Here is a 14,432-nt window from a genome sequence, read left to right as displayed (position 1 = left end):
TCCGCTCCGACCTGGTCGACCCTGTGCCTGTACCGAACCCTAGTGAAGAACAAGGACCCGGGCGTGCAGGGTGGCGCGCTGCTGGAGCGCGGCGCGCAGCGCCCGGTGCAGGCCCTCCTCGAGGTACAGGTCGCCCTCCCAGTCGACCACGTGCGCGAACAGGTCGCCGTAGAAGGTCGAGTCCTCCGAGAGCAGCGTCCCGAGGTCTATACTCCGCTTGGTCGTGATCAGGTCGTCGAGGCGCACCATCCGCGGGGGCACGTCGGACCAGTCCTTCGGGGTCACCCGCCCGTGGTCGGGATAGGGGCGGGAGTCGCCCACAGCCTTGAAGATCACTCAGGCAGCCTACGAGGTATGCGGTGCTCACCGTGGCGTACCCGTCGCCGGCGCAGCCCGGTCGTTATCGAAACGCAAGGTCGGCAGGGTGCCCATCGGGCCACCGCCGTACCGGGACCGGTGCACCACTACCCTGGGGCGCGTGAGTGACGACGCCGTGGGCACAGACGCCGTGAGCACCTCCGAGGACCCGTCCGGCTCGGGGGAGCCGGCCCTGGTCGCCGCCATCCGGGAGGGCTATGCCTTCGACGGGCCGGCGCTGCACTTCGGCGCCGGAGTGGTCGACGACCGGGCCTTCCCCGACGCAGGGGTGCGGATCCCGCTGTCGATGATGAACCGGCACGGTCTGGTCGCCGGTGCGACTGGGACGGGCAAGACGAAGACGCTCCAGCTCATGGCCGAGCAGCTGATCGAGCAGGGCGTGCCGGTCTTCCTGGCCGACATCAAGGGCGACCTCTCGGGTATGGCCAGCGCCGGGGAGAGCAACGACAAGCTGCTCGAACGCTCGGCCGACGTCGGTCTGGAGTGGGTGCCCACCGCATACCCCGCGGAGTTCTTCTCGCTCGGCGGCCAGGGCAAGGGCATCCCGATCCGGGCGAGCGTCTCGCAGTTCGGCCCCATTCTCCTGGCCAAGGTCCTTGGACTGAACCAGACCCAGGAGTCCAGCCTCCAGCTGATCTTCCACTACGCCGACGGCAACGGACTGTGGCTGGACACCCTCGAGGACCTGAGGGCGGTCATCCAGTTCCTCACCTCCGACGTCGGCAAGGCCGAGCTCATAGGGATCGGCGGGATCTCCACCGCGACGGCGGGGGTCATCCTGCGTGAGCTGACCGCGTTCGCCGCACAGGGTGCCGATGTGTTCTTCGGGCTGCCCGAGTTCGACAGCGACGACCTCATCCGACAGGCGGCCGACGGCCGGGGCCAGCTGTCGCTCCTCGAGCTGCCCGCGGTCCAGGACAAGCCTGAGCTGTTCTCGACGTTCCTCATGTGGCTGCTGGCCGACCTGTTCGCCTCGCTGCCCGAGGAGGGCGATCTCGACAAGCCCAAGCTCGTGTTCTTCTTCGACGAGGCGCACCTGCTGTTCAACGGCGCGAGCAAGGACTTCCTGAACGCGATCCAGCAGACGGTGCGACTGATCCGGTCCAAGGGGGTCGGCGTCTTCTTCGTCACGCAGTCACCGAAGGACGTCCCGGGCGATGTGCTCGCACAGCTCGGGAACCGGGTCCAGCACGCCCTGCGGGCCTTCACTCCGGATGACCAGAAGGCGCTGCGGGCCGCGGTGCGGACCTACCCGGACACCGAGTACGACCTCGAGGAGCTGCTCACCTCGCTCGGAATCGGCGAGGCCGTGATCACGGTCCTGTCCGAGAAGGGGGCCCCCACACCCGTGGCGTGGACGAGGATGCGGGCGCCGCAGTCACTCATGGACCCGTCGTCGGACTCCGTCCTCGACGCCGCGGTCGAGTCCTCGCCGCTGCGGGCGAAGTACTGGGAGGCGGTCGAGCGGGAGTCCGCGCTCGAGATGCTGACCGAGCAGGAGGCCACGCGCACCGCCGCGGAGGAGCAGGCGCGCCTCGAGGAGGAGAACGCCCGCATCCGTGAGGCGGCCGCGGCCCAGGCGGAGAAGGACCGTGCGGCCGCGGAGAAGCAACGCGCCGCCGCCGAGAAGCAGGCGGCCCGGCAGGCCAAGGAGGACCCCGGCGTCGTCGAGTCGGTCGTGCAGTCGAGCGCCTTCAGGTCGATGCTCCGATCGGCGGGAACGGTCATCGGACGGGAGATCACCCGGTCGATCTTCGGCAACTCGCGCCGGCGCTGACGCCCGGGGGCCGACCGGACCGAGCGCTCAGCGGGAGCCGTCGAGCGAGAGGATGGCCCGGGCGTAGGCGCATTCGAGGCTGAGGTCGGTCAGGGTGCGCGGTGCGTCGCCGACGGTGTAGCGCACCTCCCATCCCTGCGCTGCGGGGGCGACCCACAGCAGCCGGTCGCCGAGCAGCTCGCGCAGCTGGTCCTCCCGCGGCAACCACAGCGCCTGGTCCAGGGTGACGGCGTCCAGGGCCCACTCCGTCGTGCCGTTGAAGCCGAGCAGCGACTGCCCCTCGTAGTGGTAGACCTCGACCGTCAGGTCAGAGATCCAGAACACCTCACCGGTGAGGAGCTCCGCGTCGATGATGAAGCGGTCTCCCGCCTGGGGCTGCCACAGCACGCCTGCGGCGGCGAGGTCACGGGCGAGCTGCACGGTGAGCATGCCCACCATGCTGCCACCCGTGCGAGCCGGCGACGGGCTCGCGGTGTTCTCGCCTGCACGACGACCGGGTCGGGTGCGGCCACGACCCCCGGCCTGCGGAGGACCTGCCCGAACGGAAGCCCTCAGTGGCGCGTGTTGCGCAGGGTGTCCGCGAGCCGGTCCAGGACCGAGGCGTCCTCGATCGTGCCCGGGACGGCAGGGGTCTTGCCGTCCGCGATCTCGCGCATCGTCTTGCGCAGGATCTTGCCCGAGCGGGTCTTGGGCAGCGCAGGGACGATGTCGACCTGGCGCAGAGCGGCCACGGCGCCGACCTCGTCGCGGACCCGCTGGACGAGCTCTGCGACGATCCGGTCGCCGTCGCCGTCGACGTCGATCCCGCCCTTGAGGACGACCAGGCCACGGGGGATCTGACCCTTGAAGTCGTCGGCGACCCCGATCACCGCGCATTCGGCGACGGCGGGGTGGCCGGCGAGCGCCGCCTCGATCGAGCCCGTGGACAGGCGGTGCCCGGCGACGTTGAGGACGTCGTCGGTGCGTCCCATGACGAAGAGGTAGCCGTCCTCGTCGATCAGGCCGCCGTCGCCGGTGAGGTAGTAGCCCTCGAACGTCGAGAGGTACCCGGCGACGTACCGCTCGTCGTCGTTCCACAGTGTTGGCAATGTGCCCGGAGGCATGGGCAGGCGGATGCAGATGGCGCCCTCGTGGCCGGGCTCGACCTGCCCGCCGAGCTCGTCGAGGACGTGCACGTCGTACCCGGGCACCGGGACCGAGGGGGAGCCGGGCTTGATCGGCATCGGCTCCAGACCCCGCAGGTTCGCCGCGATCGGCCACCCGGTCTCGGTCTGCCACCAGTTGTCGACGACCGGGATCCCGAGCCGCTCGCTCGCCCACTCGTAGGTGTCGGGGTCGAGGCGCTCACCCGCGAGGAACAGGGTCTGCAGTGACGACAGGTCGTGCCGGCGCATGAGGTCGCCGGCCGCGTCCTCCTTCTTGATGGCGCGGTATGCGGTGGGTGCCGTGAACATCGCCTTCACCCCGTAGTCGGCGATGACCCGGAAGAAGGCGCCGGCGTCCGGCGTGCCGACCGGCTTGCCCTCGTAGAGGACGGTCGTGGCTCCGGTGAGGAGGGGTGCGTAGACGATGTAGGAGTGGCCGACGACCCACCCGACGTCGGAGGCGGTGAACCACACGTCGCCGGGCCCGATGCCGTAGACGTTCTCCATCGACCACCGCAGCGCCACGGCGTGGCCGCCGTTGTCGCGGACGATCCCCTTCGGGCGGCCCGTGGTCCCCGAGGTGTAGAGGACGTAGAGCGGGTCGGTCGCCGCGACGTCGACGCACTCGGTCGGCCGGGCCGCCTCGCTCGCCATGAGCTCGTCCCAGTCCAGGTCCCGCACGCCCATCTCGGCTCTGGCCTGCTCACGCTGGAGGATGACGCACCGCTCGGGCTTGTGGCTGCTGCGCTCGATCGCGGCGTCGAGGTACGGCTTGTACTCGACGACGCGGGTCGGCTCGATCCCGCAGGATGCGGAGACGATGACCTTGGGGTTGGCGTCCTCGATGCGGGCGGCGAGCTCGGCCGGGGCGAAGCCGCCGAAGACGACGGAGTGGATCGCCCCGAGCCGGGCACACGCGAGCATGGCGACGACGGCCTGCGGGACCATCGGCATGTAGATGACGACGCGGTCGCCCTTCTCGACGCCGAGGCTGCGGAGGGCGCCGGCGAACCGGCTGACCTGGTCGAGCAGCTCGGCGTAGGTGAACCGTTCCGTGGTGCCGGTCACGGGGCTGTCGTAGTACAGCGCCACCTGCTCGCCGCGGCCGCCCTCGACGTGCCGGTCGAGCGCGTTGAAGCACGTGTTGAGCGTGGCGCCGGTGAACCACCGGTAGAACGGCGGGTTGCTGTCGTCCAGGACCGTCGTCGGTGGCGTGATCCAGTCGATCGCCGACGCGGCCTCCCCCCAGAAGGCGTTGGGGTCGGTGAGTGCCTGTTCGTATGCGGTGGTGTACGCGCCGTTGCCCATGATCGCCATCCTGCTGGGCCGGGTTCGGCCTGGCTAGGGCGTGGGTCACCCCGGTCCGTGGGCGGCGCCTCGCGGGCGACGAGCGGCAGGAACTCGCTGACGCTCTCACGTCCGACGAGAGATGGTTCCATTCACGGTTCGACGCCTGAAACGTGTGCACAACCATCCGTCGTCGGCGGAGGATGGGGATCGAGCATCACCCTCCCCCGCCCACGACAAAGCCCCGGTCGCATGCTCCCGGGGCTGAGTCGTGTGGCGGAGGATGGGGGATTTGAACCCCCGAGGGTTTTATCCCAACACGATTTCCAATCGTGCGCACTAGGCCACTATGCGAATCCTCCAACGGAGGAGGTTACCCGAGTCCCGGTGTGGCCACGAAATCCGTCGCACGGACAGGAGGAGCCTCCCGGCCCTGCGCCGCGGCGAGGGCGATCCGTTCCACGCAGCCGAGCCGGGCCCGTTTTCGCCTCCGACCATGCTCCGACCTAGACTGGCTCCCGGCACCCCGCGTGGTGGTACCTCACTGAACTCCCCCAGGGCAGGAATGCAGCAAGGGCAGGTGAGCTCTTCCAGGTACGCGGGGTGTCCTCGTCTCCGACGACCCGCCGTGGTCGCCTCAGTGGGTCGCGGCGTCCTCGTGGGTGCCGCACATGCCGCCGCATCCGCCCCCGCCGCAACCCGCCGCCGCGTCGACCTCGGTCTCCGCCGACCCGCTGACGTCGGCGCCCTCGCCGGAACCACACGCCCCGCCACAACATCCGCCGCCGCAGCCGCCGGACACAGGCTCCGGCCGGTTGCCCTGGTCCTCCCAGGCATAGCGGATCGCCTGGAGCATCGGCTCGACACCCTGGGCACCGGACACTCCGTACTTCTGGTCGAGGACGAAGGTCGGCACGGCAGTGATCCCGATCTGGCTCGCCAGGGCGAGGTCGGTGCGGACGTCCTGGCCGAAGTCGTCCGACTCGAGCACCGAACGCATCTCACCGGCGTGCAGACCGGCGTCGAGCCCCAGGCGGACGAGCGTCTCGTGGTCGCCGATCGACGCGCCTTCGCTGTACCACCCGCGCATCAGCCGGTCCATGAACTCCTGCTCGCGTCCCGCGGACCGGGCGTAGTGGTGCAGCCGGTGCGCCGCATACGAGTTGCCGCCGACGGTCCGCTGCCACTGGAAGTCGAGCCCGACCTGGGCGGCCGACTCGGCCATCTGCCGGTGTGTCTCCTCCATCTGCTCGATACTCACGCCGTACTTGTCCGCGACCCGCTGGACGTTCGGGGTGTCGATCACGTCCGGGGCGGTGCGGTCGAGCTGGAAGCTGTGCCAGACCACGTCGACGTCGTCGGCGTGCTCGAACTCGGCCAGGGCCAGCTCGAGCTGACGGCGGCCGAGGTGGCAGAACGGGCAGAGGAAATCGGACCAGACATCGATACGCACGCCTTCCAGGGTATGCGGTCGTCCGCCTCCGCTGATCCGCCGACCTCGCGCGGGTCGAGTCCGGCTCAGGGACAGGTCGCCTCGAAGCTCGCCTCGACGTCGTCGGCGCCGGTGTCGTCGACCATCGTGACCTCACCGCTCACGTCCTTGCCGTCGAGCGTGATGAACTCCCCGGCGGCGCCGTCGTTGGAGAGAGCGACGGACGGGTTCTCGAAGTCCTCGACGTCGTCGATGCTGACGAAGTGGCCGAACTCGTCGATCGAGACGTAGAACTGCAGGCCGTCCTGGATCGAGGAGAGCACGAACTCCGCTCCCTCCTGGCCGATCTCCTCCTCGCCGAACGCGCACAGCACGCGGTCGAAGGTCCAGGTCTGGTCGCCGGCGGTCAGGGTGGCCGAGCCACCACCCTGAGCCTCCTGCTGCGCCTCGAGTCCCTCGGCCATCTCCTCGGCCATCTGCTCGGCGTCCTGCTGCATCTCCTCCAGCGAGCCGTCGGTCACCGCGTCCGTGGCCTCGGCGACCGCCGACTCGACTGCCTCGCCGACCTCCGCTCCGTCCGGCGCACCACTCCCGCAGCCGCTCAGCGCGAGCGCGCCGGCCGTCAGGATCGCGGCGACAGCCCGCCCCTTCATAGATCGCACCGACATGATCGAAGTCCTCCCGTAGGTCATCATCGACCGTACGCGCCACGGACCCGGTCGCGGGGTTTTGCGGCCCCGCTCCTCGGCCTGGTTCGGTCAGCCGGGTCGGTACTCCGACTGGCGGGGAGCGACCTCGGTGGTCCACACCTCGATGATCCGGCTGATCCGGTCGGAGGGGTCCACGGTGACGAAGCAGGCCATGAAGAACGTCGCCTGCCCGTTCTCGATCGTCGCCCTGCACACCGCGCGGTCGCCCTCGACGACCCGCTCCTCGATGTGGATCCGCCACGGCCCTCCGGGGTAGTCCCGGCTGAGTCGGATATAGCTGTCGAGGTCGAACACCTCCCCCGTGTGGGGGTACTCCGCGGTGAAGTCCGGGGTCAGCATCGACCGCATCCGGTCGTAGTCCCGCGCATGGACGACGTCGACGAAGTCCGAGATCACCTCTCGGGTGCGTGCCGTCCGGTCCTTGACGTCCGTGGCCATCACGTTAGTGTCGCAGAGGTGGTGCCCGGCACGGCACCTGGGTCTGCTTGAATCCGGACATGGTGAACCCGGGCGTGACCTTCGACGTCGAGGACGTGCTGAGCCGCCTGACCATCGCCGAGAAGGCCGCGCTGACGATCGGGCTGGGCGCGTGGGCCGTGGCACCCCTCCCCGAGCACGGCGTCCGCGGACTGTCCCTCGCCGACGGTCCGCACGGCGTACGCAAGGTTCGGACCGAGGGCGACCCCCGGGGGCGTGGGACCGCACCGGCGACGTGTTTCCCGACCGCTTCGCTCCTCGGGTCGACGTGGGACCGCGAGGTCGTCAGACGCGTGGGCCAGGCCCTCGGACGTGAGGCCCGGGCCGCCGGGGTGGACGTCCTGCTCGGACCCGGCGTCAACATCAAGCGGTCACCGCTGTGCGGCCGCAACTTCGAGTACTTCAGCGAGGACCCGCTCCTCTCCGGGGTCGCGGGAGCGGCCTGGATCGAGGGGGTCCAGTCAGCGGGTGTCGACGCCTGCGTGAAGCACTTCGCGGTGAACAACCAGGAGCACCGGCGCTTCTCCGTCGACGCCATCGTCGACGAGCGGGCGTTGCGCGAGATCTACCTCCCGGCCTTCCGGGCCGCCGTCGGTGCGCAGGTCGCGACGGTGATGAGCGCATACAACCGCGTCAACGGCACCTACGCCACGGAGAGCCCGACGCTTCTGACCCGGGTGCTCCGGGAGGAATGGGGCTTCGACGGCGCGGTGATCTCCGACTGGGGCGCGGTGAACGACCGGGTGGCCTCGCTCGCCGCCGGGATGGACCTGCAGATGCCCGGCGACGGGGCGGACCGCGTGGCCGAGACCGTCGACGCCGTGGAAGGGGGTCGCCTGGACGAGGCCGACCTGGACCGTGCCGCCCGCGCCGTCCTGCGGCTGATCCAGCGCGCCGAGGAGCGCAGGGCGGACCCTGTCGAGCCGTTCGACGAGGATGCGCACCACCACCTCGGCCGGCTGACCGCCTCGGCCGGGACGGTGCTCCTGCGCAACGAGCCCGTCGACGGCGCGCCGGTGCTGCCGTTCGCACCCCGACTGCAGGCGCCCTACCGGATCGCGCTCATCGGCGCTCTCGCCGGCGAGCCGCGGTTCCAGGGCTCCGGCAGCTCCCGCGTCGTGCCGACCCGGGTGGCCACGTTGCGGTCCGAGCTGCGCAAACGGCTGCCGTTCAGCCAGATCCACTACGTGCCCGGTTATCGCCGCCACGACGATGTCGACAGCCCACCCCTGCGACAGGTCGCCGTGCGCGAGGCGGCAGAGGCCGATGTCGCGGTCGTCGTCGTGGGGCTGCCGGAGAGCCACGAGACCGAGGGTCTCGACCGCACCGCGATGGACCTGCCCGCCCCTCACGACGCACTCGTGCGGGCGGTCGCGGCCACGAACCCACGTACGGTCGTCGTGGTCGTGAGCGGAGCCCCCGTCACGCTGCCCTGGCGGGACGAGGTCCCGGCGATCCTCCAGGCCTACCTCGGCGGCCAGGCCGCCGGGGCCGCCCTCGCGGACGTGCTCACGGGCGCGACCGACCCCGGCGGACGGCTCGCGGAGACCTTCCCCGCCGCTCTCGGCGACCACCCCGTCGCGGCGATCCCCAACGGCCCACGTCAGGCGGAGTACCGCGAGTCGCTGTTCGTCGGCTACCGGTGGTTCGACACCGCGGACGTGCCGGTCGCCTTCCCCTTCGGGCACGGACTCTCGTACACGACGTTCGAGTGGACCGACTCGTCGCTCAGCGCCGCCGACGTCACGCCCGCCGAGCTCACCGACGGCCGGCTCGAGGTGTCGGTGACGGTGACCAACACCGGAACCCGCCCCGGTTCGGACGTCGTCCAGGTGTATGCGGAACGCACCGACGTCGGTATCCACCGGCCGCGCCGCACGCTGGCCGGGTTCGCGAAGGTCCACCTGCTGGCGGGGGAGAGCGAGCGGGTCACCATCCCCGTGGACGTCGCGGCGTTTCACCACTGGGACGTCGCGAGCGGAGCGTTCGTCGTCGAGAACGGGGCCTGGCAGGTCCACGTCTCGGCGTCGTCGAGCGAGGTCCGCGCGAGCCATCGGGTCGTGACCCACGGCGGGGCCGAGCCGGACTGCTCGCCCACGTGCCGCGCATACCGGTCCCTCCATCCGCACCACGTGTTCTCCCGGCGGGCGTTCGAGGACCTGCTCGACGAGGACCTCCCGGACAACGTCGCCGACCGCCCGGGCGAGTTCACCGAGAACACGCCCCTCGCGGACGTGCTGCACAGTGCCGCCGGGCGGCGCCTGCACGACCTCGTCGCGGGCGCCCTGGCGAGGGACATGGCCGGCGACGGCACCGTGTTCGCCGGCGACGCCCGGGACCTGGCGCGCGAGGTCGTGCCGCGGATGATGCTCCAGGGTGGGCTCACACCGGAGATGGTGCGTACCGTCGTCGACACCCTCAACGGTGACTGGCGCGCGGCGGCCCGCGACGGGGGCGCCGTCGTGCGGGCCCTCGCGGGGACCCGGACCGAACGGCTCCGGCGGCGGTTCCGGCGGCGGTGAGGCCGCGATGTCGGCGTACGGACCGGTGGCGCCGCAGGCGCCTGTGGATCGGGCGGTGCACCGTCGGCCTCGGCGGTTAGGGTTGCGAACGTGACCCAGGCCCTCTACCGCCGCTACCGCCCGGAGACGTTCGCGGACGTCATCGGCCAGGAGCACGTGACCGAGCCGCTGCAGCAGGCGTTGCGGACCGGGCGGGTGGGCCACGCCTACCTCTTCAGCGGCCCGCGCGGATGCGGCAAGACGACGAGCGCCCGCATCCTGGCGCGCTGCCTGAACTGTGCCGAGGGGCCGACCGCCACCCCCTGCGGCGTCTGTGACTCGTGCGTCGCCCTGGCGCGCCGCGGTGCCGGAACCGTCGACGTCATCGAGATCGACGCGGCCTCGCACGGCGGCGTCGACGACGCCCGCGAGCTGCGCGAGCGCGCGTCCTACGGCCCGGCCCAGAGCCGCTACAAGATCTACATCATCGACGAGGCGCACATGGTCACGCCGCAGGGCTTCAACGCCCTGCTCAAGATCGTCGAGGAGCCGCCCGAGCACGTGAAGTTCGTCTTCGCGACGACCGAGCCGGAGAAGGTCATCGGCACGATCCGCTCGCGCACCCACCACTATCCGTTCCGGCTCGTGCCGCCCGCCCAGCTGCAGGACTACCTGTCGACCGTGTGCGCGTCCGAGGGCGTGCCGGTCGAGCCGGGTGTCCTGTCCTTCGTCGTGCGCGCCGGCGGCGGGTCGGTCCGTGACTCCTTGTCGGTGCTCGACCAGCTGATCGCCGGCTCCGGGGAGCAGGGTCTGACCTACGCCGGTGCCGCGGCGCTGCTCGGATTCACCGACGCCGAGCTGCTCGACGCGACGATCACCGCGATCGGGCACGGTGACGCCGCGGCCGCGTTCGGCGAGGTGGACAAGGTCATCGAGACGGGCCTGGACCCCCGTCGGTTCGTCGAGGACCTGCTCCAGCGGCTGCGCGACCTCATCATCTGCGCCGCGGTGCCGGACGGCGCCGCCGGCGTGCTGCGGGGGGTGCCCAGCGACCAGCTCGACCGGATGCACGTCCAGGCCGCTGCCTTCGGCCCCGGAGGTCTCTCCCGGGCGGCCGACATCGTCAACGCCGGCCTGACCGAGATGACCGGGGCGACCGCGCCCCGGCTGCAGCTCGAGCTGATCATCGCCCGCTTGCTTCTGCCCGGGGCCTCCGGCCCGCAGGGGTATGCGGCGCGCCTGGACCGCGTCGAGCGGCGCCTCGAGATGGGGGTCGGGTCCGGGATGGCCCCTCCTGCCCGTGAGGTGGCGCCGGCAGCGCAGCCCTCGACCGCAGTGTCCGAGGACGCCGCGTCCGCGTCCTCGGCGACCGCACCGGCCGCAGGTTCGGCCCTGCCTCCGACCGCGGGCGTGCCCCCCGTCACGGCCTCGCCGACGGACGGGTTGTCGGCGTCACCGGCACCCGACGGCAGGACCGACACTCCCCCGAAGGAGCGGTCGGAGTCGAGCGGCGATGCTCTGTCGCACTCGAGCGGCGCGGCCCCGGAGCAGACCCCGTCGGCGCGGGTGGCTGAGCCCGCGTCCGCGTCCGTCCCCGAGTCGATACCAGCGTCACCACCTGCACCTGAACCGACACGTGCACCGACAGCCGGCGGACTCGACCATGCCGCGATCGTGCGCGCCTGGCCCGACATCCTCGACTGGCTGTCCCGGCACAAGCGCGTCACCTGGACGCTGGTCTCGGCGAGCGCCCAGCCGACGTCGTTCGATGGGTCACGGCTGGTGCTCGCCATCGAGACGGCGGGTCTCGCGGAGACCTTCCGTCGTGGCGCCCACCCCGCGTGGGTGCAGGAGGCGCTCATGGAGGTCCTGGGCCTCGACGCCCGGGTCGAGTGCGTCGTCGACGCGGATGCGCCCGACGCGGCGCGGCACTCGGCAGGGATCCGAGGTGGGCCGGTGACGACTCCTGCCGCGCTCAGCGCACGTCCACCGCAGACCGCCCAGGATGCGTCCGGGCCGGCCGACCATCCGGCTGCTCAGCGGGCCGCCGGTGCGTCCGGCGTCGGGTCGACGGCCGACGGTGCCGCCCCGGACGACCCCCGAGGTGGCCGACCGGAATCGCGGGGTGACCGGCCGGAAGCCGTGGCGGCCCCGCCAGACTTCCGGGTAGCGGGTCAGGGACCGGCCACGGAGGGAGCCGGAGCGTCCCCCGTTGCAGCCATCGGTGCTCGGCCCGGGTCGCCGGACCCGACCGGCGACGGTCCGCCGCCCGTGCGTGGTGGGCGACCGGCGCATACGGCACAGACCCCCGGCGCTGCGACGGCCCGCACGGGCGAGCCGGACTGGAGCAGCGCTCCACCCCCGGCCGCGTCGGCTCCGTCGTGGGCGACCGGTGGCGAGGACCCGATCGAGCGCGCGCCGGGCCCTGGTGGGCGCGACGCCGCGACACCCGCAGCGGTTCCACCGAAGGCCGCCGAGGTCGTCGACGATCCCGACTCCATCAGCGCCGACGACGAGGACATCGAGACATCGGGGGAGATCGGGCAGGCGGTCGTCGAGCGCGTGCTCGGCGGCACGGTCATCCGCGAGAGCGACGAGTAGCCGCCGCACGAGCCGCCCGCTGTGGTGGCTACCCCGCGGGGCGGGCCGGCACGTCGTTGTAGGTGCCGGCCGGCTCCTGGCCCGTGAGCGCCTGGATGGCGGTCATGACGTCGTCGGTCAGCTCGCGCCGGGCCCGACCGGCCGGCATCCCGGCGTAGGAGTCGGGGGAGATCGGCTCGCCGAACCGCACCGTGACCTTGGCCAGTCGCGGCATCGACGCCCCGACCGGCTGCGCCTCCTCGGTGCCGACGAGCCCCACCGGCACGACGGGAGCATCCGCCGTCAGAGCGAGCCACGCGACCCCCGTCCGGCCGCGGTAGAGGCGCCCGTCGCGCGACCTCGTGCCCTCGGGGTAGATGCCGAAGGCCCCGCCCGCCCTGAGCACCTCGAGCGCCGAGTCGAGCGACTCCTGCGCGGCGCTCGCGGAGTTGCGGTCCACCGGTATCGCGCCCATGGCGGTGAACAGCTCGCGGCGGATGGCGCCGCCGATGCCGGGTCCGGTGAAGTAGTCGGACTTGGCGAGGAAGTTGACCGGCCGCGGGGCTGCGAGCGGGATGACGAAGGAGTCGATGAAGGACAGATGGTTGCTCGCGAGGAGGACTCCACCGGAGCGGGGGACGTTCTCCGTGCCGACGATGGTCGGCCGGTACACGGCATGGCTCAGCGGGATGAGCACCTGTCGGACCGCGCGGAAGAACACGCACAGCACGCTAGCCCCTCGGGTCGACACCGGCGAGCCGGTGTCCATGGCCTGCCGAGCGGTGGCGCGGGATGTGGCGCGGGTGGCATGCCGGGGAGGTGTGGAGTGGCAGGGGGTATGCCAGGGGCGCGGGATGTGGCGCGGGTGGCATGCCGGGGAGTTGTGGTGTCGCTGGGGGTATGTCAGGGGCGTGGGATGTGGCGCGGGTGGCATGCCGGGGAGTTGTGGTGCGGCTTGGGGTGTGTCAGGGGCGTGGGATGGGGCGCGGGTGGCATGCCGGGCAGGTGTGGAGCGGCTGGGGGTATGTCAGGGGCGCGGGTGGCATGCCGGGGAGTTGTGGTGTGGCTGGGGGTATGTCAGGGGCGTGGGATGTGGCGCGGATGGCATGCCGGGGAGTTGTGGAGCGGCGGTGTGCCGCGGCCTCACGGTCCGGTCGTCGATGGACGGAGATCACGTGGACGGCGTCCGCGCGGACGGGCCTAGAGTGGAGGCATGTCGACCCAGACCTTCCATGCGACAGGACTGACCTGCGGACACTGCGCGAGCGCCGTGCAGGAGGAGCTCACCGCGCTCGACGGCGTCGAGGGAGCCGAGGTGACCGTGGTCAAGGACGGTGCCTCCACGATCGTCGTCACGACCGTCCGCGACCTCGGGCAGGACGAGGTCTCCGCGGCTCTCGACGAGGCGGGCGGCTACGAGCTGGTCACCCCCCTCGGCGCCTGACCATGGCACGCCCGACAGCGTCGCGTCTCCTCCCGGTCCGGGACGGCGTCCGGTGCGGTGTCGGGACGAACGCATAGGCTCGCCACTGTGTACGACGGCGCGGTTCAGGATCTGATCGACGAGCTCGGGAGACTCCCCGGGATCGGACCCAAGAGCGCCCAGCGGATGGCCTTCCACCTGCTCGCGGCGGACCCCGTCGATGTGACCCGTCTCGTCGGTGCCATCCAGGCGGTCAAGGACAAGGTCCGCTTCTGCGACGTCTGCGGCAACGTCGCCGAGGGTGAGCGGTGCCGGATCTGCCTCGACCCGCGCCGGGACGCGCACGCGATCTGCGTGGTGGAGGAGCCCAAGGACGTCGTCGCCATCGAGCGCACCCGCGAGTTCCGCGGCCTCTACCACGTCCTCGGCGGGGCGATCAGCCCGATGGACGGCATCGGTCCGGGGGAGCTGCGCTTCGCCGAGCTCATGACGCGACTCGCGAGCGACGAGGTCACCGAGGTGATCGTCGCCACCGACCCCAACCTCGAGGGCGAGGCCACCGCGTCCTACCTCGTCCGGCTGCTCTCCTCGTTCGAAGGCATCACCGTGAGCCGGCTCGCCTCGGGTCTGCCCGTCGGCGGCGACCTCGAGTACGCCGACGAGGTGACCCTCGGACGGGCCTTCGAGGGCCGGCGCGTCATGAGCCGGGCCCGGCCGCCGGC

The 14,432-nt window shown here is 71.5% G+C and carries 11 protein-coding genes, 1 tRNA gene, 1 other RNA gene and 1 pseudogene; 6 read left to right on the top strand and 8 right to left on the bottom strand.

The features are described from left to right. Window positions 1-39: 39 nt before the first annotated feature. Entirely contained in the window at window positions 40-336 is a 297-nt protein-coding gene (locus tag GA707_RS10135; protein WP_152178335.1) for a type II toxin-antitoxin system VapB family antitoxin, read from the bottom strand. 172 nt (window positions 337-508) lie between these two features. Between GA707_RS10135 and GA707_RS10130 the strand changes: the two genes are divergently transcribed. Further along, entirely contained in the window at window positions 509-2,155 is a 1,647-nt protein-coding gene (locus GA707_RS10130) for a helicase HerA-like domain-containing protein (protein ID WP_226963750.1), read from the top strand. Between the two features lie 27 nt (window positions 2,156-2,182). Here the strand turns inward: GA707_RS10130 and GA707_RS10125 are convergent, their stop codons facing one another. The 3 genes from GA707_RS10125 to GA707_RS10115 all read right to left on the bottom strand — a co-directional run bounded on the left by GA707_RS10125 (window position 2,183) and on the right by GA707_RS10115 (window position 4,949). Beyond that, complete coding sequence (locus GA707_RS10125) at window positions 2,183-2,584, bottom strand: hypothetical protein (protein ID WP_152178333.1); 402 nt, start codon at window positions 2,582-2,584, stop codon at window positions 2,183-2,185. A 122-nt stretch (window positions 2,585-2,706) separates the two neighbouring features. Further along, window positions 2,707-4,608, bottom strand: a complete 1,902-nt coding sequence (locus GA707_RS10120) for a propionyl-CoA synthetase (protein ID WP_152178332.1) — start codon at window positions 4,606-4,608, stop codon at window positions 2,707-2,709. Window positions 4,609-4,861: 253 nt separating this feature from the next. Next, window positions 4,862-4,949 (bottom strand) — tRNA-Ser (locus tag GA707_RS10115). A gap of 155 nt (window positions 4,950-5,104) precedes the next feature. On the opposite strand from GA707_RS10115, the gene ffs reads away from it, so the two are divergent. Beyond that, window positions 5,105-5,201: signal recognition particle sRNA small type (ffs, locus tag GA707_RS10110), an RNA gene on the top strand. Between the two features lie 23 nt (window positions 5,202-5,224). Here ffs and GA707_RS10105 read toward each other — a convergent pair. From GA707_RS10105 to GA707_RS10095, 3 genes are all read right to left on the bottom strand, one after another. Continuing rightward, a complete protein-coding gene (locus GA707_RS10105; RefSeq protein ID WP_152178331.1) occupies window positions 5,225-6,040 on the bottom strand; it encodes a DsbA family oxidoreductase in 816 nt (271 codons plus the stop codon). A 65-nt stretch (window positions 6,041-6,105) separates the two neighbouring features. After that, window positions 6,106-6,687: a hypothetical protein gene (locus tag GA707_RS10100; protein WP_152178330.1), complete on the bottom strand. Its 582-nt coding sequence runs from the start codon at window positions 6,685-6,687 to the stop codon at window positions 6,106-6,108. A gap of 90 nt (window positions 6,688-6,777) precedes the next feature. Next, the gene (locus GA707_RS10095; RefSeq protein ID WP_152178329.1) at window positions 6,778-7,167 is read right to left on the bottom strand and encodes a nuclear transport factor 2 family protein; all 390 of its coding nucleotides are present in this window, start codon (window positions 7,165-7,167) and stop codon (window positions 6,778-6,780) included. Between the two features lie 59 nt (window positions 7,168-7,226). Here GA707_RS10095 and GA707_RS10090 point away from each other — a divergent pair, with 59 nt between their 5' ends. Together GA707_RS10090 and GA707_RS10085 are read left to right on the top strand one after the other, a co-directional pair. Further along, window positions 7,227-9,728 (top strand): glycoside hydrolase family 3 C-terminal domain-containing protein, encoded by a 2,502-nt coding sequence (locus GA707_RS10090; RefSeq protein ID WP_152178328.1) that lies wholly within the window; start codon window positions 7,227-7,229, stop codon window positions 9,726-9,728. A 90-nt stretch (window positions 9,729-9,818) separates the two neighbouring features. Then, window positions 9,819-12,308, top strand: a complete 2,490-nt coding sequence (locus GA707_RS10085) for a DNA polymerase III subunit gamma and tau (protein ID WP_152178327.1) — start codon at window positions 9,819-9,821, stop codon at window positions 12,306-12,308. Window positions 12,309-12,336: 28 nt separating this feature from the next. Here GA707_RS10085 and GA707_RS10080 read toward each other — a convergent pair whose 3' ends face one another. Continuing rightward, window positions 12,337-13,014 carry a lysophospholipid acyltransferase family protein gene (locus GA707_RS10080; protein WP_370460040.1) on the bottom strand — a complete coding sequence of 226 codons (678 nt, stop codon included), beginning with the start codon at window positions 13,012-13,014 and terminating at the stop codon, window positions 12,337-12,339. 486 nt (window positions 13,015-13,500) lie between these two features. Here GA707_RS10080 and GA707_RS10075 point away from each other — a divergent pair, with 486 nt between their 5' ends. Beyond that, window positions 13,501-13,731, top strand: a complete 231-nt coding sequence (locus tag GA707_RS10075) for a heavy-metal-associated domain-containing protein (RefSeq protein ID WP_152178325.1) — start codon at window positions 13,501-13,503, stop codon at window positions 13,729-13,731. Between the two features lie 87 nt (window positions 13,732-13,818). Further along, window positions 13,819-14,412, top strand: a pseudogene (gene recR, locus GA707_RS10070) (recombination mediator RecR); the annotation flags it as partial. Window positions 14,413-14,432: the final 20 nt, after the last annotated feature.

This window comes from Nostocoides sp. F2B08, assembly GCF_009184895.1.
Classification (GTDB): domain Bacteria; phylum Actinomycetota; class Actinomycetes; order Actinomycetales; family Dermatophilaceae; genus F2B08.
The sequence above is the reverse complement of the archived record's forward strand: the minus strand, read 5'-3'. Positions and strand labels throughout refer to the sequence as shown.